The sequence below is a fragment of the Methanoregula sp. genome, from assembly GCF_049518935.1.
Lineage (GTDB): Archaea > Halobacteriota > Methanomicrobia > Methanomicrobiales > Methanospirillaceae > Methanoregula.
Map to the genome: position 1 here is coordinate 141,148 of NZ_JBEKRH010000001.1, position 16,502 is coordinate 157,649.

A 16,502-nucleotide genomic window follows, 5' to 3' on the forward strand; every position below is an offset into this window, starting at 1 on the left:
AACTTTAATGAGACACCCCTTCCATATATTTGGTACTTCCATACACGGGAAAACAATGCCATGATCTCGGTCCTCTATGTAGATGATGAAACATCACTCCTTGAAATAGGCAGGATCTATCTTGAACGGGCCGGTGGCATCGCTGTCGAGACCACCACGTCGGCTGTCCTTGCACTTGAATTGATCAAGGCCGGGCAGTACGATGTCGTGGTGTCTGATTACCAGATGCCTGATATGGACGGGATAGCCTTTTTAAAAATCCTGCGCCAGACACATCCCGAACTCCCGTTTATCATATTTACGGGGAGAGGGCGCGAAGATGTAGCGATCGATGCGTTTGAGTCCGGAGCTGATTTCTATCTCCAGAAAGGCGGGGCCCCGCGCCCCCAGTTCGCGGAGCTTGCCAAGAAGATCGTAACCGCTTATGAACACCGCCGTGGCGAATCACGCATCTGCACACTGAACCGGCTCTATTCGGTGCTGAGCGCAACCAATAAAGCGATTGTCCGGCACAACAGTACCGCCGATCTCCTCGCGGATATCTGCCGGATTGTCGTGGAGACCGGAGGGTTCCGGATGGCCTGGATCGGCAGTTTTGATCCTGCTACCCACGCGATCAGGCCGATTGCATCATACGGACACATCGACAGGTTCTTTGACGAAGTAAAAATCTCCGGTGATGATATCCCGCAGGGACGCGGGCCCACCGGGGTGGCATTCCGGACAGGTGCTCAGGAGATCTGCAACAACATTGAAGAGGAGCCGCGACTCGCCACCTGGTTCGAGGCCTCAAGGAAACGCGGATACAAGGCCATTGCAGCATTCCCGTTCATCACATCCAGGGGCATTTGGGTGCTGACACTCTTTGCACCGGAGACCGGGTTCTTTGACGAACAGATCACCGGACTGCTCCGGGAGATGACCCGGGACCTGACCCATGCCCTCAAAGCGCTGGATGACGAAGAGGAACGCCGCCGCTCTGAGACGGCTCTCGCGGCAAAAAATGAAGAACTGCTCACAGCAAACGAGCAGCTCACTGCCCAGGAGGAGGAACTCCGCCAGAGCTATGATGAGCTGAAGCACGGTGAAGATGCCCTGCGGGAGAGCGAAGAGAAGTACCGGCAGATTGTCGAGACTGCAAACGAAGGGATCTGGACAATGGACGCACGGTTCTCCACAACGTTTGTCAACCGGAGGCTTTCCGAGATGCTCGGTTATTCTATGTCCGGGATGACGGGGAAGAACATCCAGGACTTCATGAGCCCGGATGAGCTGGCGGATCATTCCCTCCGGATGCAGAACCGCATGGCCGGGAAAAGCGAGCGATATGAACGCAGGTTCACCCGGAAAGATGGCAGTACGTGCTGGCTCCTCGTATCGGTAACACCCATACTCACCGGCCAGGGAACATTCAAAGGCTCTTTTGCCATGCTGACCGATATTACCGGCCTGAAGAATGCCGAAGAGCGACTGAGCCGGAACGAGGCGAAATTCCGCCATATCTTTGATACAGCACCGAACCTGATCATCTCGGTCAACCGAGAAGGCCTTATCGTGGACTGTAACAGCCGTCCGGAGGAGGTGCTTGGCTATGGCAGGGGAGAACTTATCGGGAAGCCGGCTTCGGCAATCGTACATCCGGACCAGCAGGGAGCCTCGCAGGTGTTCTTCCGGGAGATCCTGGGCACCGGATCGGTCCTGACCCGTATGTTCCGGATCGTAAAAAAAGACGGCTCCACCATAGATGCAAGTGTCAACGCCAGTGGCATCCGGGATAAAGCAGGGTCGGTGTTCAGGGTTGTCTGTATTCTCCAGGATATCACCGAACGCGAACATCTCGCTGAGAAACTGCGCATGAAAAATGAGGACCTCGCCGCTTCTTTCGAAGAGCTCACTGCAATCGAGGAGGAACTTCGCCACCACCATGACGAACTCCTGCAGAACGAGCAGGCCCTCAGGGAGAGCGAGGCCCGGTACCGGAATATTTTCGAGAATGCCATACTCGGGATATTCCGCACCACACCGGAAGGAAAAATTGTAGCCATTAATAGGGCATTTGCCGGTATGTTCGGCTATTCATCACCGGATGAAATGAAAAGTACGGTCACCGATATCCGCCAACTCTACCCACATCCGGAAGACAGGGACCGCATTGGAGATCTGCTTGCCTGCGGGAAACCTGTCCGGGGATTTGATATAGAATTTTATCACCGGGATGGTCATCATATCTGGATCAGCCTGAATTTCCAGGGGATATGCAATACTGCCGGGGACGTGATCTTTTACGAGGGTACAACCGAGGATATCACCGAACGCCGGCTTGCGGAGGCCGCCCTGCTCGAAAAGACGCGGCTTCTTGATACCCTGCTGCACAACCTTCCCGGGATGAGCTATCGCTGCCTCAATGATCCTGACCGGACAATGGAATTTGTCAGTGACGGAAGCCGTCTTCTGACCGGATACGATCCCGGCGAATTTATTGATAAAGGGACGGTCACCTACGGTTCGCTTATTGTGCCTGAAAACCAGGAACGGGTCCGGGACCAGATACAGTCAGGGATCGGGGCACGACAACCGTTCCACATGGAATACCGGATACGGGATGCCGCCGGCCGGATCCGCTGGGTATGGGAGCAGGGACAGGGAGTATTTGCGGATAACGGGGCACTTCTTGCCCTCGAAGGATACATCACTGATATCACCCATGACAGACTTGCACAGGAAGCTCTCGAGACTTCCAACAAAAAACTCCAGCTGCTTGCCACGGTCACGCGCCATGATATTGTCAACCAGCTCGGGGCTTTGCGGGCATATCTCGAACTTTCACTCGATGACGAGCAGGATGCGATGCAGCGGGAGATGATCGTAAAAGAGAAGAAGATCGTGGAGATCATTGAAGAGCAGGTACTCTTCACACGGGATTACCAGACGGTCGGTATGGAAGTCCCGGTCTGGCAGAGCCTGAACGCAAACCTGATCCGTGCCACGCATGCCCTTTCACTGGGTAAAGTGCAGGTTGATTCACATATTCCTGACATTGATGTGCGGGCCGATCCCCTGTTTGCCAAAGTCTTCCTCAACCTTATCGATAATTCCCTGCGGTATGGCGGGGAAACCATGGACCGTATCCGGGTTTCCTGCAAAAAGACCGAAGCCGGACTTATGTGCATATATGAAGACAACGGTATGGGCATCGCTCCGGGAGACAAAAACCGTCTTTTTAACCGGGGCTTCGGCAAGCACACCGGTCTTGGCCTGTTCCTCGTCCGGGAGATTCTGTTGATCACCGGGATCACCATTCGTGAGACAGGGGAATATACGAGGGGGGCCCGGTTTGAGATTGCGGTGCCGAAAGATGCTTTCCGGCCCGGTAAAAAAGAATAGTCAACGGAACAGGCAGGAAAAATCACTGCTGAAACCATTGCTGCAGTTTAACGAATTGAACAGGAAAAATGCGAGGAGCCGGATTCGAACCGGCGAACCCCTGCGGGAATAGGCCCTGAAATTAATAACAAATGATGGCGATAGACTCCTCAATATAATACTATTCATTGGCGTTATTTTTTTTATGCATTGTTAACTGTGAAAATATTACAAAGGCCATTATTAGAATGCGTCAATATAATGCGGAAAAGATGGGGATTAATCGGGGAACGAGATGGAGGATGAAACAGCGATGAGTGAAAAATAATAATATACAAAAAACCGATCGCATAGATAAATTTCCAAAGATATTATATGTTAAATCAGAAATATTGTTATTCATGAAAATGCCTTTTCGAATGGGTTTGATCTCATGGATCTGAAATTTAATTTAAAAATGCTTTCCATAATTATCATCGGAATATGTATTTTGATATTTTTTTGTTTGAATTTGGGAAACTCCGTACCTTTAATCAAGAATATTACCGCTCCCCAAAACACTATTCCAGTTTCCATGAATAGTACCGCTCATCAGAACGCTGCTCCGGGTTCCATGAATAGATCAATCACCTTTTCGACAGCGGTACAGAAAATTGTTAACGTCAATGTTTCACGGGCAATTGATGTTGTGACCAACTTTTCCAGATCACCCGATCTTGTCGTATCAGATTTTCAGATGATTGACGAAAAGACTGGTTGTAAAGATACCATGAGGGTTTATCATATAACGACCAATGAGGGGGTCTACCGGATAAATTCGAAAAATGACCAGCTGATCACTGTAAACTACAACTTATCATCGGAAAGTCCTCTAAAAAATCCTCTCGAACGGTCTCAGCTAGTTGAAATTTCACAGACATTCATTCAGGAAGAATTCGGCAATTCCCTTAATCTCACGATCGATGATTCTGATTTCAGTCAGCCTTCTCCCGCTTATTATGAATTACTTTTTCCGGTATCGAATTCCACGGCCGATCTTTTTATTGATAATAAAACCGGGTATGTCATGGAATTTGCAAATGTGAATGCTCTGCCCGCCATCTGTTTCTGTTTGTCGGCTGATTTCTGCTACAATCCAGTGCAATCTAATAGTGATCTCAATCCCGGGGAATATTTTACTCTTTACCCCCCTTACAGAAGAATGGTTCTGTAGATAGTAGAACTTGAGATCTCGTGCCCGGAGAATATTGGATTCTTTGAATGTGGTTGATGACTGCGAATCAGTGCAACTTCTTTGAAAGTTTAAGTGGGCATTGGGAGAAAAATGTATTTCCGAGAAAAAAATTCCCGGTCATTTTATCAAATTAAAATAAATGCCCAATACAAATGAAGTGCCACGCACAATCCCATAACCTTTTTTCAGAAATGTGATATCAGAAGTGACCGCAGATGTGATGGGTTGCAAAACGCGAGATAATTATAACCCAAAATAAGAATGCGAAGGATGGGATTCGAACCCAAGAACTCCTGCGAGATCAGGCCCTGAACCTGACGCCGTTGACCTGGCTTGGCTACCTTCGCTTACAACACTTTTACGCGATCTCCTGCCAACATCAAGAGGTCCACCCTGAACCTATCGCCTTTGACCTGGCTCGGCGATCCTCGCGCCTGTATAGATTATGCGCCCGGTTTAATAAAGGTAGGGGAAACGGGGTTCACCCTTTCTTGCCGGAACTGTTCTCATTCTGGTATTTCTTCATCTCGCGATCGCGAAGCTCGTTACGCCGGATCTTCCCGGAGATGGTCTTTGGAAGTGTATCAACAAATTCAATCTTGCGGGGGTACTTGTATGGCGCAGTCACTTTCTTGACATGGTTCTGGATCTCCCGCATCAGGGTCTCGGAGGGGATAGCACCTGGTTTGAGGATGATAAATGCCTTGACCACGAGGCCGCGGATGTCATCCGGGGATCCGACAACCGCTGCCTCCAGTACGGCAGGGTGCTCGATGAGGGCACTTTCCACCTCGAACGGTCCGATCCGGTAACCCGATGCCTTGATCACATCGTCATCGCGCCCGATGAACCAGAAGTACCCCTCCTCATCCCGGTATGCCTTGTCACCGGTATAATACCAGTCACCGACAAAGGATTTCCGGTTCTCCTCGGGATTATTGAGGTATTCCCGGAACATGCCGACCGGACGGGGCTTGATATTGATGGCAATGCGTCCTTCTTCATGAACCCCTACGGGTTTTCCATGATCATCGTGCAGCTCGATATGCCAGCCGGGTGACGGTCTGCCCATGGAGCCGAACTTGGGCTGCATACCGGGAAATGTTCCGATACAGAGCACGGTCTCGGTCTGGCCGTAGCCTTCATAGATCGTCAGGCCAGTCGCATCCTTCCAAGCCTTGATCACTTCCGGATTGAGGGGTTCGCCGGCACTGACACAGTGGCGCAGCTCGGTGAAATCGAACTTGTCGAGGTCGGCAAGGATCAGCATCCGGTAAATCGTAGGCGGGCAGCAGAACGTGTTGATGCCATACTTCTCAATCAGCGGGAGGAGCTCGGTCGCATTGAACCGGCCCCGTATATCGTACACAAAGATTGCCGCGCCTTCGATCCACTGGCCATAGAACTTCCCCCAGGCACTCTTTGCCCACCCGGTATCGGAGAGCGTGAAGTGAAGATCCGTGGTGCGCACATCATGCCAGAAGCGCACCGTCACGATATGGCCAAGCGGGTAGCTGTGATCGTGGAGCACCATCTTCGGTTCGCCCGTGGTACCCGAGGTGAAGAAGATCACGAGGGGGTCCGTGCTCTTTGTCTTCTTCGTTCCGGGCAGGGTCACCAGTTTTGCCGATACCGGTGCAGGATAGTCAAGCTCTACCGGGTAACTGATCCAGCCCGGACGTTTGCCATCGATCAGCATCTTGCAGGTAAGCGAAGGACAGTCCTTTGCAATCTCATCGATCTTGTCGGCATGCTCCATGCTGGTGATGACCATCTTGATGCTGGCCAGATTGATCCGGTATTTCAGGTCCTTGGCGGTCAGCATGGTGGGGGCGGGACAGTAGACTGCACCACGCTTGATCAGGGCAATGGTCGAGGTCCACCATTCAGGCACCCGGGGGAGCATAATAAGAGCGGTATCCCCCTTATTGACCCCGTACTTGATCAGCATGTTTACGATCTGGTTCGAGAGGCGCATCAGGTCCCAGAAGGTGAACTTCTTCTCTAACCCTTCCTGGTTCACCCAGATCATTGCAAGTTTGTTCCGGTCCTTGTAGGCCCAGGCATCGATCACATCGAACCCGAAGTTGAAATACTCCGGTACATCGATCCGGAAATCCCGGTATGTCTCGTCATAGTCTCCTATATTATGATCATCTTTACTCAGCAACGGAGTTGCAGAGGGAAGGAGGGTTGCACCGGACCCGGGAGAGAGCCGGGCCGCACAGGCATCGCTGATCCATTCAGACCGGGAAACCCTGCCCTTTTCCGCAGCCGTATCGATCTTTTCCGTCAGCGAGTCCGCCATGGTAACCGAATACCGCACCATAGAGATCACTTTGGTGGTGCACTTATTACATTTTTCGATCATAAAGTGCACCACAATCACGCCATAACCAGAAAACTCAACAAAGCAAAATAGCAAATATTACCCGGCCTGCGTCATGAATTTTAAAAAAGGGGGAATAAGAAAAATGTGGTGCAGCTATGAGCGATCGTGATACTTTTTCAGTTCCGCGGCCCGTAGATCATTGCGCTTGATCTTGCCGGAGATGGTCTTGGGGAGCTCTTCAATGAACTCGATCTCACGGGGATATTTGTAAGGAGCGGTTGTCTTTTTTACATAGTTCTTGATGTCCCGGACAAGTGACTCTGAGGGATCGTATCCCGTGTTCAGTACCACAAACGCCTTGACTACCGTACCCCGGATCCGGTCCGGCGAACCGACCACTGCCGCTTCCTGCACCGCAGGATGTTCAAGAAGGGCACTCTCGACTTCGAAGGGGCCGATCCGATACCCGGAACTCTTGATCACGTCATCATTCCGGCCTACGAACCAGAAGTACCCGTCATCATCGATGCTCACTTTGTCGCCCGTATAATACCAGCCATGGACAAACGATTTCTTATTCTCTTCCGGGTTATCCAGGTACTCGACGAAGAGGCCGGGGGGTCTGGGCGAGCAGCTGATCGCAAGCCTGCCTTCTTCATGCTCGCCCACGGGTTTCCCGTCATCATCATGCACTTCAACATTCCAGCCGGGCGAGGGTTTTCCCATGGAGCCGGGACGCGGTTCAACACTCGGGAATGAGGCAACGCAACAGGCCGTCTCGGTCTGACCGTATCCTTCACAGATAGTGAGGCCGGTTCCTTCCTTCCAGACCCGGATCACTTCGGGATTGAGGGGTTCCCCCGCACTGGTGCAGTGCCGCAGGGAGGAGAGATCGAACCGGTCAAGGTCGGCAAGGATCAGCATCCGGTAGATGGTCGGGGGACAGCAGAACGTGGTGATCTGGTATCTCTCCAGCAGGGGAAGGACCTCGGTTGCCTGGAATTTTCCGGTAAAATTGTACACGAAGATACAGGCACCTTCGATCCACTGGCCGAAGATCTTGCCCCAGGCACATTTTGCCCAGCCGGTATCCGAGAGCGTGAAATGGAGATCATTGTGCTTGATATCCTGCCAAAGCCGGGCAGTGACTATGTGGCCCAGCGGGTACCCGTGGTTGTGGAGCACCATCTTGGGCTCACCGGTGGTGCCTGAGGTGAAATAGATCAGCATGGGGTCGGTACTCCGGGTACGGAGCTGATCAGGGATGCTGACCGAGCGGTGGGAGACCGGTGCCGGATAGAGCAGCTCATAGGGGAAACTGGCCCAGCCCTTGCGTTCCCCATCGGCAAGGAACCGTGTCGTGAGCGCAGGACACTCGTTGCAGATCTCCTCCACTTTCGGTGCATTTTCAACATCGGTGATGATCATCCGGAATTTTCCCTTGTTGACCCGGTACTTGATGTCCCGTGCCGTAAGCATCGTCGGGCATGGCGCAAAGACGGCGCCGAGTTTGATAAGCGCAATCGCAAAGATCCACCATTCGGGAATACGGGGGAGCATGACCAGTACGCGGTCTCCCTTGTTGATGCCATATTTGAGGAGGATGTTGGCGGCCTTGTTGGAGAGGTTTGCGAGGTCGAGGAAACTGTATTTCTTCTCTTCGCCATCCTGGTTTACCCAGATCAGGGCGAGTTTGTTGCGGTCCTTCTTTGCCCACGCATCGATCACGTCAAACCCGAAGTTGTAATATTCCGGAACGTCGATGGCGAACGTTTCGCACATCTTCTCGTAACGGTCTGCGACATGCCCGGTCTTTTTCATAAAATCCGGAAGAGTGTTTTGCCGGGTTATTCATCAATCTGTCTTTTTCTTTTCCGGGTGCTGCACAAATCAACCGGTCCGATCATAATTTCCCGGTTAAAAAACACCGTTCGGACTATTCTTTGGGATTCCAGTATCAGTTCCATGGTGAGTGCACTGAGGGCAGTAATCCGGAAGAATCCTTCACTACGGCGATTTCATGGGGACATAAAGGTTGTCCATTAGTATTATGATTGAGGGGGCAGCATAGTATAGTGGATGGTTGAAAAGAAGTACGCATCATTGAAAATTGAGAATATCGTAGCATCCGGTGTAATAGCCGATTCCATCGACCTTGCAGAGGTCTCAAGCAAGATCAAGAGCTGCGAACTCAACACGAAAAGGTTCCCGGGCGCGGTATACCGTATTGAAAACCCGAAGATTGCGTCCCTGATCTTTTCCTCCGGTAAGGTTGTCCTGACCGGGATACGGGACAAGAAGGCGCTCACTGACGGCCTTAACATCATCATGAAATCCCTCAAGGCTGCCGGCGTTGACACCTACAAGGAGCCCAAGGTAGCGATCACCAACATCGTCTGCTCGTACGATATCGGCAAATACATCAATCTCAATAAGGTAGTTATCACCCTGAACCTCGAGAACATCGAATACGAACCGGAACAGTTCCCGGGCCTTGTCTACCGGATCAAGGATCCCAAAATCGTCGCACTTCTCTTCTCATCAGGCAAGATCATCCTCACGGGCGGCAAGAACCTCGAGGACATCAAGAAAGGCCTCGACTTCCTCGAGCAGAAGCTCGAGAGCATAATGTAATTTTTTAGATGCTTTTTCTTCAATTGTAAGTTTTAGCTGAGAGTGGAACGTAACGAGGGTTCCCCGCCTCAGGGCCTCTCCGAGGCACGGCGGGGCAGATTACCGGTAAAAATATGATGTTGAAAATTGGTCCACTGCGCGAGCTCCAGTCTGGGACCAACTCCAATATGTAGAGAAGATTTTCATCAGAAAATTCACGATCAAATGTGAATTATGTGATATTTTAGTATAACAAAAATTTTTAATTATTCAATATCGCGGTCCCATTGTTTGCAAATTCTTTCAATATTTTCAAGACGTTTTCTTGTATAATTTCATTTTCGCGATTTTGAAATTTATCTGAGTAATAAAAGAACATTGAAAGAAGAGAGATTGTAATCCCTAAAAATCCCATTTGCGTTCCATACTTTTCAAAACTCGTTGGATATATCCCCGCGAAAATAGTGAATACAATAAACCATAGAGTTACTAAAAGCCATAATAAAATTATAAAAAATTCTAATAATCGTTTCCAAAAATTTTGATTTGTCAAAGATCAGAAGTTCATAAAAAATCATTCCATATTTGTTCTTATAAATATGAGCACGGGAATACGTTGCCGCTGTATTTCAAGTCCCGGACTCCCCCGCGACAAAGAAGTGCCTGCCCGTGGCGGCACTTCGACTCGTGGGGGTTGGGGGGCGCATCAATCGTAATGGAATAATGCATCAGTCTCTGCAATAGAGAAGTGGAATTTTTTAATAAGTACGCACTACCCTTCAATCTCACGCCCAGTAGCGGTGCGTCTGGACGAAATTCCTTTCCGCCTTGAGGATCTCCCGGTAGAATGCATCCCCTTCGGTCAGGGTACCGAGGATCCGGGACGCGGTATCCGGCCCTACGCCCCGGCCGGCGAGCGCGACCACCGCCTTCTTCCCGCTGGAAAGGACGATGTTCGCGTTCCGGAGAAGGCGCTGCTCGACCGCCCGCTCTTCCGCCGACTTCTTCGGTTTTTTGAGGAGCGCGTACTGCTCCTCATCGAAGGGCTTGAGTGCGGCGATGAGCCGGGCCCCGCATTTCGGGCACTGGGGATGGTCCGGCACCCGTGAGACCACGGTCCTGCTCTTCCAGTCCCGGCAGTTCATGCAGACCAGGATGACATCATCATCATCGAGCCGGCGTTTCAGGGTCGCAAGCACGGCTTTGTCGGCAGTGGGTGGCGGGATCTGGTCCCGGGAGGAGAGCAGCCCACCGGCACCAATCAGGGAGTGCGGGGCGAGTGAGACGCCTATGGTCCCCTCCCGTATCTGCCGTACGATCCCGGCGGCGGTTCCGATATCCATGTATTCGGAGAGCAGCTCCCGGTATGCCTCTTTCTGCACGACCGTATTATCAAAGAACTCAAGAAGGCGGTGGATGCTGATCTTCTCGTAATCCGCATCGGGATCGATAGCGCCGAACTTCTTTGCGATCTGCACCAGTTTCCATTTGAAGAGCGCAGTCCGTTTCAGGGCAAGCCGGAGTACACCTGCCATGTGGGCCGGGTCGAGCGAGAGGAGGACGTCCCGCACATCCGCCGCCCGTATGGCAGAGGGAAGGCGCAGGAGCATCCGGTACGCATCCAGTTCGAGACCCACCGCGGTCCCGTTCCGGGCGGAGATAAGGATCGAGATCACGCGTCCGAGCGCCTCGTTCGCTTTATGCCCTGCGCAGACATTGAGGACAACCCCGTCCCCGGTGTTTTCCAGCGTGATGAACTGGTCGGTGGGGATGAGCGAACGGTTCTTGTCCATCTCCGAAAGAAATGCGGTAGCAAAGGCTATTCCTTCCTTTTCAGAAGTATAATCGGCTACAGCCCGGGTCCGGCGCATCCCGCCGGCTTCCTGGGCCACCGGGAACGGGACCGGGATCTGCTCACCCTCCCACGAAGGAAGTTCCCCCATCGCCTTCTTTGCCGGTTCTACGGTCAGCCTGCCATCAGCAATCTCCAGCACGCGCCAGAGCTGACCCTTGGTGATGAAGACAACGCCGGTATGCACCCACCCCACAACAAAGGACTCATCCAGTGTTCCCACCGTGCGCCGGCTGACGATATCGAAGATCGGTACCTTCCGCTCGTCATGGATCATCGAGAGGTTACCTGCCAGGTACCGCCGCGCCCGGGCAGTCGTGATGATCCGGCTCCCGTCGATCCGGATCAGCCGGTGCTCCTCCATCTGCCGGCAGACCTCATCAAGCAGCTCAGCGCAGTCCGGGTAGAGGGAAGTGCGCTCGCAGATCTCCTGGATCTTCGATCTCTCGATCTCGCCATACTCCACGGCAATCGCTGCTACCTGGTTGGCGAGGACGTCCGCCGCCTGCGTGTGGGGAACTACCCGTTCGATCTCGTTGGCCTTTGCCTTCCGGGCAATCACCAGGGATTCGAGGAGATCATCAAAACCTGTCGCAAGGATGGTGCCCCGGGAGATCGTGTTCAGCTGGTGACCGGCACGCCCCACCCGCTGCACCAGCCGGGCCACCTCACGGGGCGAACCGAACTGGATCACGTGGTCGACACGGCCGATATCGATCCCGAGCTCCATGGACGAGGTACAGATCAGGGTCCGTATCTCACCACGCTTGAACCGCTCTTCGGCATCGATCCTGACTTCTTTTGAGAGCGACCCGTGGTGTACCTCGACGTCCCCGTGGCTGAACAGCGCGTGGCCAAGCGCTTCCGCAGTCACCCGGGTGTTGACGAACACGAGCGTAGATCCTTTCCGTTTCAGGATCTGCGATAATACCTCGGTCTGGTGCCGGAAATCATCCCCTACATATTTTACCGCGATCTCCAGCTGCTTTGCCACCGGCACCTGCACTATGGAACAGGGACGCGCCCCACAGAGGAAACGGGCAATATCTTCCGGGTTCCCGACCGTAGCCGAGAGCCCGATTCGCTGGAATTCACCTGCATATACCTGGAGCCGTTCGAGACCGATTGCAAGCTGGGCACCCCGCTTGCTGCCGGCGAGTTCGTGGATCTCGTCGATGATCACGTACCGGACATGCTCAAGATGCTTGCGCAGGCGCTTCCCCATGTACAGCGCCTGGAATGTCTCGGGGGTAGTGATCAGCAGGTCCGGGGGATGAAGTGCCTGCTTCCGCCGTTCCGCCATAGACGTATCGCCGTGCCTGACACCGACCGAAAGCCCGAGTTCGCTGCACCACCACTGCATACGGGAGAGCATATCCCTGTTGAGCGATCGCAATGGCGTGATATATATGGCCTTGAAACCACCACCCGCGGGAAGGGAGAGCAGGCCATTGAAGACCGGGAACATTGCGCTCTCGGTCTTGCCGGTCCCGGTAGGAGCGATCAGGACAATGTGGTTCCCGCCAAGGATCAGCGGGATTGCCTGCTGCTGGGCATCGGACAGCGATGAAAATCCCCGCTTCCGAATGCAGGCCTGCACTGCCGGGTTCAGTACTTCAATCGTCTTCATCGGATAGGATCGCTGAGATCGGGCCGATGTACGTCCCGTCGGCAAGGATAATCTCTGTCTCTTCCGGTTTCATGCATCGCGAAAGGGGAGAGAACGGGTCTTTGACTATCTGCAGGACATCATAACCGGCGAGTTCGTTGAACGCAGGCATGAACAGGAGCCGGGTATTGCCCGAAGCGCCCGCACTCCCGGCAAGACCGGGAGCCCCGTTATCCACCACAGCCCGGATATAAGCCGGGGACCGGAGGGCACATCCCACTTCGTCCCGCAGGGAAACGAAGGGGTGATGGTGTCCGATCACAAGAAGGTGGCCATAGAGATGCGATGCGGGATACCTATGGCCATGCAGGTATCCCACGCCGTCAAGGATGGCCCCGTCCCGGGGCTGGAGTTCCCCGGGCTTTGCAAACCGTTCAATGCCGATATCATGATTACCGGGAAAGATCAGCAGCGGGATACGGGAGCGCAGGGCTTCCAGTATCCCGGGCATCTCATGGTATTCCTGCCGGGTGAGGGACGGGATGCTGTGCTTGATGTCCCCCAGCAGCACGAGCCGGTCGGGATCGGCACCGTCAATCGTTTTTTGGAGCCGTTCAAGCCGGTCGGGGCTCCTGCTCCGGAAATGCAGGCCGTGGGCAGCAAGATCCGCCTCGATCCCGAAATGGAGGTCCGCAACAACGAGCAGCCGCTCATCCCCTTCCACCACCAGTGCCGGCCCGTCGCTGATGAATTCGAGGTTCATAACTGCCTTACATATCCCTTCTGCGGCTGGTAGCATTCATCATCAACAATGAGCGCTTCCAGGGCAGCAAGCACTGCCTCTTTCGTGATACCCTGCAAGGCCAGGGTCTCAATGATCTCTTCAACCGCTATGCCCCGCGGCCCCGCTGCTGACTCCTGCAGGATCTTCATCACCAGGCTGCGGGCATCTGCCTGAGGTGCCGCGGGGATGGCATCCCGGGATGGCCGTACACCCAGTACCGCGGATTCCGTCATCCGTACGAGATCCTTCAGGTCTTCAGATGAGAGGGAATAGTGACGGTATGCCCGAAGGATCCGGGTATCCGTGCATTCACCCTTTACGGCACGATCCATTTGTTCAAGGCGGGCGATCGTATATTCAGCGTTGATCAGTACGAGCTTGTCGCGGGTAGCCCGGTCCACACCGTGGATATGATCCGGGCGGACCGAGAGAAGCACCGATCCGCTGCGCTGGTACATCCGGGCCTGCCCCATGACTCCGACAAACGAAGGAACAGGAATCTTCCGGAGAGCACCGGCAAGAACAGCATTCCGGCTGCTCATGACAATATCGAATGCACCGGTAGGATCCGCAATCCGGCAGTGGATCAGATCCCCGTTTTCCATTACTTCCGTCAGGGCACCGGCAAGGTACATCTGCCGGCACCATGCCCCCCCGGGAGTCACTACCCATCCCGGGTTCCCGGGATCTTCTGCCGGTACAAGCAGCGTAGACTGGCTGAATTCCCCGGCAAATACCCGCGCTGCACCCTCCATAATCCTTTACACCATTGTCACGGAGATCTATTCAAGATATACCCCGTGACAACCGGACGGGGAAAATGAAATCAGCCACAGGTCACGCAGGCAGAATGACGGGACAGTTGGCTTGCCCGTATAGCACTGTAAGCCGCATCCCGGTCATTGGTGGACATAACAAACTCACAGGCATTGACATACGAGACAGCTGCTTCGTAATCATATGCGGTGAGTTGCCGGGCCGGCCCTGCTTCCTCGTCGTACATCTTCAGCTGGTTTTCCATAGTGCGGAGATCGGCGAAGATACCCATCACGAAGTTGATATGCGAGTACCCAAGAGTGCCGTTACCAAAGGGAATCACGACAGGATCCGGTGCAGTATCGATCTGGTCGTCGTATATGCCGATGAGCCGGGTTGTGGACGTCTCGATAAAGAGGTAATCGCGCCTGCCGTCGGAGAAGACACGGAACGAGGGATGGTTGGTTGCGAGGCGTATTCCGATCCCGGATCCCGCCCGGTTTATTCCGGGGAACAGGAGGAGCGCGGTATCATATCCCTGGCGGGACAGTATCCCGGTCAGGAGCATCGCTTTTTCATCGCTGGTTCCTTTCCCGTCAGCGATCACTTCCACAGGGTACCGCGGATTGCCGGCGGTCCGGTTCTCAGCCGGAATCTGCTGGACAAAACTCGTGACCATCTCAAGGTATTCATCATCCGTCAGATTGTTGCCGCCTTTATACCGGTCTTTGCTGAGCTCCCGGATCAGATCGTTGAAAAACGGATCCATGGCAGGATCGTTCATCATCTGCCGGTAAAGGGCCGCGGTATCATTTGTGCCTGAAAGGTTGAGATTTTTGTTGGGGGAGTTGCGTGCAGCCTGGTACAGGGACGTATTTACCGGAATCGTCACGGAATACGGGACGCTGCGGTACTGGAAATTGAAGGTATTTTCCTGTATAGTATCGCCGGTCTCCTGAGGAACGACAAGCGGCTGACAGGTCGGGGATTCCGGGATGGCAGGTGTATCGGGTGCAAGAGTTTCAACGAGCACATAGGATGTCCCGGTGGGTGCGGGAGCGGCCGGGGATATGTCCGGTGTGGGTGCATTCCCGGTCAGGGTACCTGCAATGTTTCCGGGAGCATGCAGGCATCCGGCAGAACACAGCAGGACTACCGTGATGAGGGCGCATAAAAGACAGGTGACCGACGGATTCCGCATACACATCATATGCGATCATATGCTCTTCAATATTGAGGTGGCCGGATCACTGCTGGAGCAGGAACCGGAAGCATAAGAGGGATAGGTTATTTTTCCGCTGCCCGGAAATACCTGCAGCATGCAAGAGCCGCGAACAGGGAGATAAAAACTACCGGCAGGGATAAGGGAGATTTCGTTGCTGACGGCCGGGGAACACCGGATGACGTTGCCACAGGAGATTGCCCGGATACGGGAACGGTAGTGGGCTGCACGGTGATAGTTCCCGAAGGCAGAGCCGGGGCGACAAGGGTAGGATCAAGTGCATTGGCATTGGCATATGCTGTCCGCGCTTCATCAATCCGGCCAAGAGCCCGGAGGGCATTGCCTTTATTGTACCATGCAATGGAATGAACGGTCGTCAGGTTTCCTTCTACAGCGAGCGCGGCATCAGCAGCGGTGATCGCCTCGTCATTGCGGTTCAGCATCACAAGGATTCCCGCACGGTTGGACTGGATGAGGGCGGTCAGCGACGTGACGTTCATTGCAAGGGCATTGTCCGCGGCATCAAGGGCCTCCTGGTAGTTCCCCGCATTTGCCATATCAACACTTTTTGAATATAACGCACCGGCTGTATTGAGTGATTCGGAGGAATCCGCAGCAAGGGCGGGCAGTACAAGAAAGGACAGGATGAACAATAATGCAAAAATTCTGCGGAATTTCATACAGATCTCCAGACTTCATATGAGATTCTTTTCCTATAAAAGAGTCACAAAAAGAAT

The 16,502-nt window shown here is 53.4% G+C and carries 10 protein-coding genes and 1 tRNA gene; 3 read left to right on the forward strand and 8 right to left on the reverse strand.

Annotated features, from left to right (window positions below):
* Positions 1-60 precede the first annotated feature (60 nt).
* Both ABSE13_RS00645 and ABSE13_RS00650 read left to right on the forward strand, forming a co-directional pair.
* The gene (locus ABSE13_RS00645) at positions 61-3,384 is read left to right on the forward strand and encodes a PAS domain S-box protein (protein ID WP_424026545.1); all 3,324 of its coding nucleotides are present in this window, start codon (positions 61-63) and stop codon (positions 3,382-3,384) included.
* 412 nt (positions 3,385-3,796) lie between these two features.
* Positions 3,797-4,576: a hypothetical protein gene (locus ABSE13_RS00650; protein ID WP_424026546.1), complete on the forward strand. Its 780-nt coding sequence runs from the start codon at positions 3,797-3,799 to the stop codon at positions 4,574-4,576.
* A gap of 283 nt (positions 4,577-4,859) precedes the next feature.
* On the opposite strand, the gene ABSE13_RS00655 is transcribed toward ABSE13_RS00650, so the two are convergent.
* From ABSE13_RS00655 to ABSE13_RS00665, 3 genes are all read right to left on the reverse strand, one after another.
* Positions 4,860-4,944 (reverse strand) — tRNA-Leu (locus ABSE13_RS00655).
* Positions 4,945-5,078: 134 nt separating this feature from the next.
* Entirely contained in the window at positions 5,079-6,926 is a 1,848-nt protein-coding gene (locus tag ABSE13_RS00660) for an AMP-binding protein (RefSeq protein ID WP_424026791.1), read from the reverse strand.
* A 156-nt stretch (positions 6,927-7,082) separates the two neighbouring features.
* Positions 7,083-8,750: an AMP-binding protein gene (locus ABSE13_RS00665; protein WP_424026547.1), complete on the reverse strand. Its 1,668-nt coding sequence runs from the start codon at positions 8,748-8,750 to the stop codon at positions 7,083-7,085.
* Positions 8,751-9,008: 258 nt separating this feature from the next.
* Between ABSE13_RS00665 and ABSE13_RS00670 the strand changes: the two genes are divergently transcribed.
* Entirely contained in the window at positions 9,009-9,563 is a 555-nt protein-coding gene (locus ABSE13_RS00670; RefSeq protein ID WP_424026548.1) for a TATA-box-binding protein, read from the forward strand.
* Positions 9,564-10,327: 764 nt separating this feature from the next.
* Here ABSE13_RS00670 and ABSE13_RS00675 read toward each other — a convergent pair.
* From ABSE13_RS00675 to ABSE13_RS00695, 5 genes are all read right to left on the reverse strand, one after another.
* Positions 10,328-13,024, reverse strand: a complete 2,697-nt coding sequence (locus ABSE13_RS00675) for a DEAD/DEAH box helicase (RefSeq protein ID WP_424026549.1) — start codon at positions 13,022-13,024, stop codon at positions 10,328-10,330.
* The gene (locus tag ABSE13_RS00680; RefSeq protein ID WP_424026550.1) at positions 13,011-13,766 is read right to left on the reverse strand and encodes a metallophosphoesterase; all 756 of its coding nucleotides are present in this window, start codon (positions 13,764-13,766) and stop codon (positions 13,011-13,013) included. Before ABSE13_RS00680 ends, ABSE13_RS00675 begins: the two co-directional genes overlap by 14 nt.
* Positions 13,763-14,542 carry a hypothetical protein gene (locus ABSE13_RS00685; protein WP_424026551.1) on the reverse strand — a complete coding sequence of 260 codons (780 nt, stop codon included), beginning with the start codon at positions 14,540-14,542 and terminating at the stop codon, positions 13,763-13,765. The genes ABSE13_RS00680 and ABSE13_RS00685 overlap by 4 nt, the downstream gene beginning before the upstream one ends.
* 71 nt (positions 14,543-14,613) lie before the next feature.
* Positions 14,614-15,744 carry a hypothetical protein gene (locus ABSE13_RS00690; protein WP_424026552.1) on the reverse strand — a complete coding sequence of 377 codons (1,131 nt, stop codon included), beginning with the start codon at positions 15,742-15,744 and terminating at the stop codon, positions 14,614-14,616.
* Between the two features lie 86 nt (positions 15,745-15,830).
* Entirely contained in the window at positions 15,831-16,445 is a 615-nt protein-coding gene (locus tag ABSE13_RS00695; protein ID WP_424026553.1) for a tetratricopeptide repeat protein, read from the reverse strand.
* Positions 16,446-16,502: the final 57 nt, after the last annotated feature.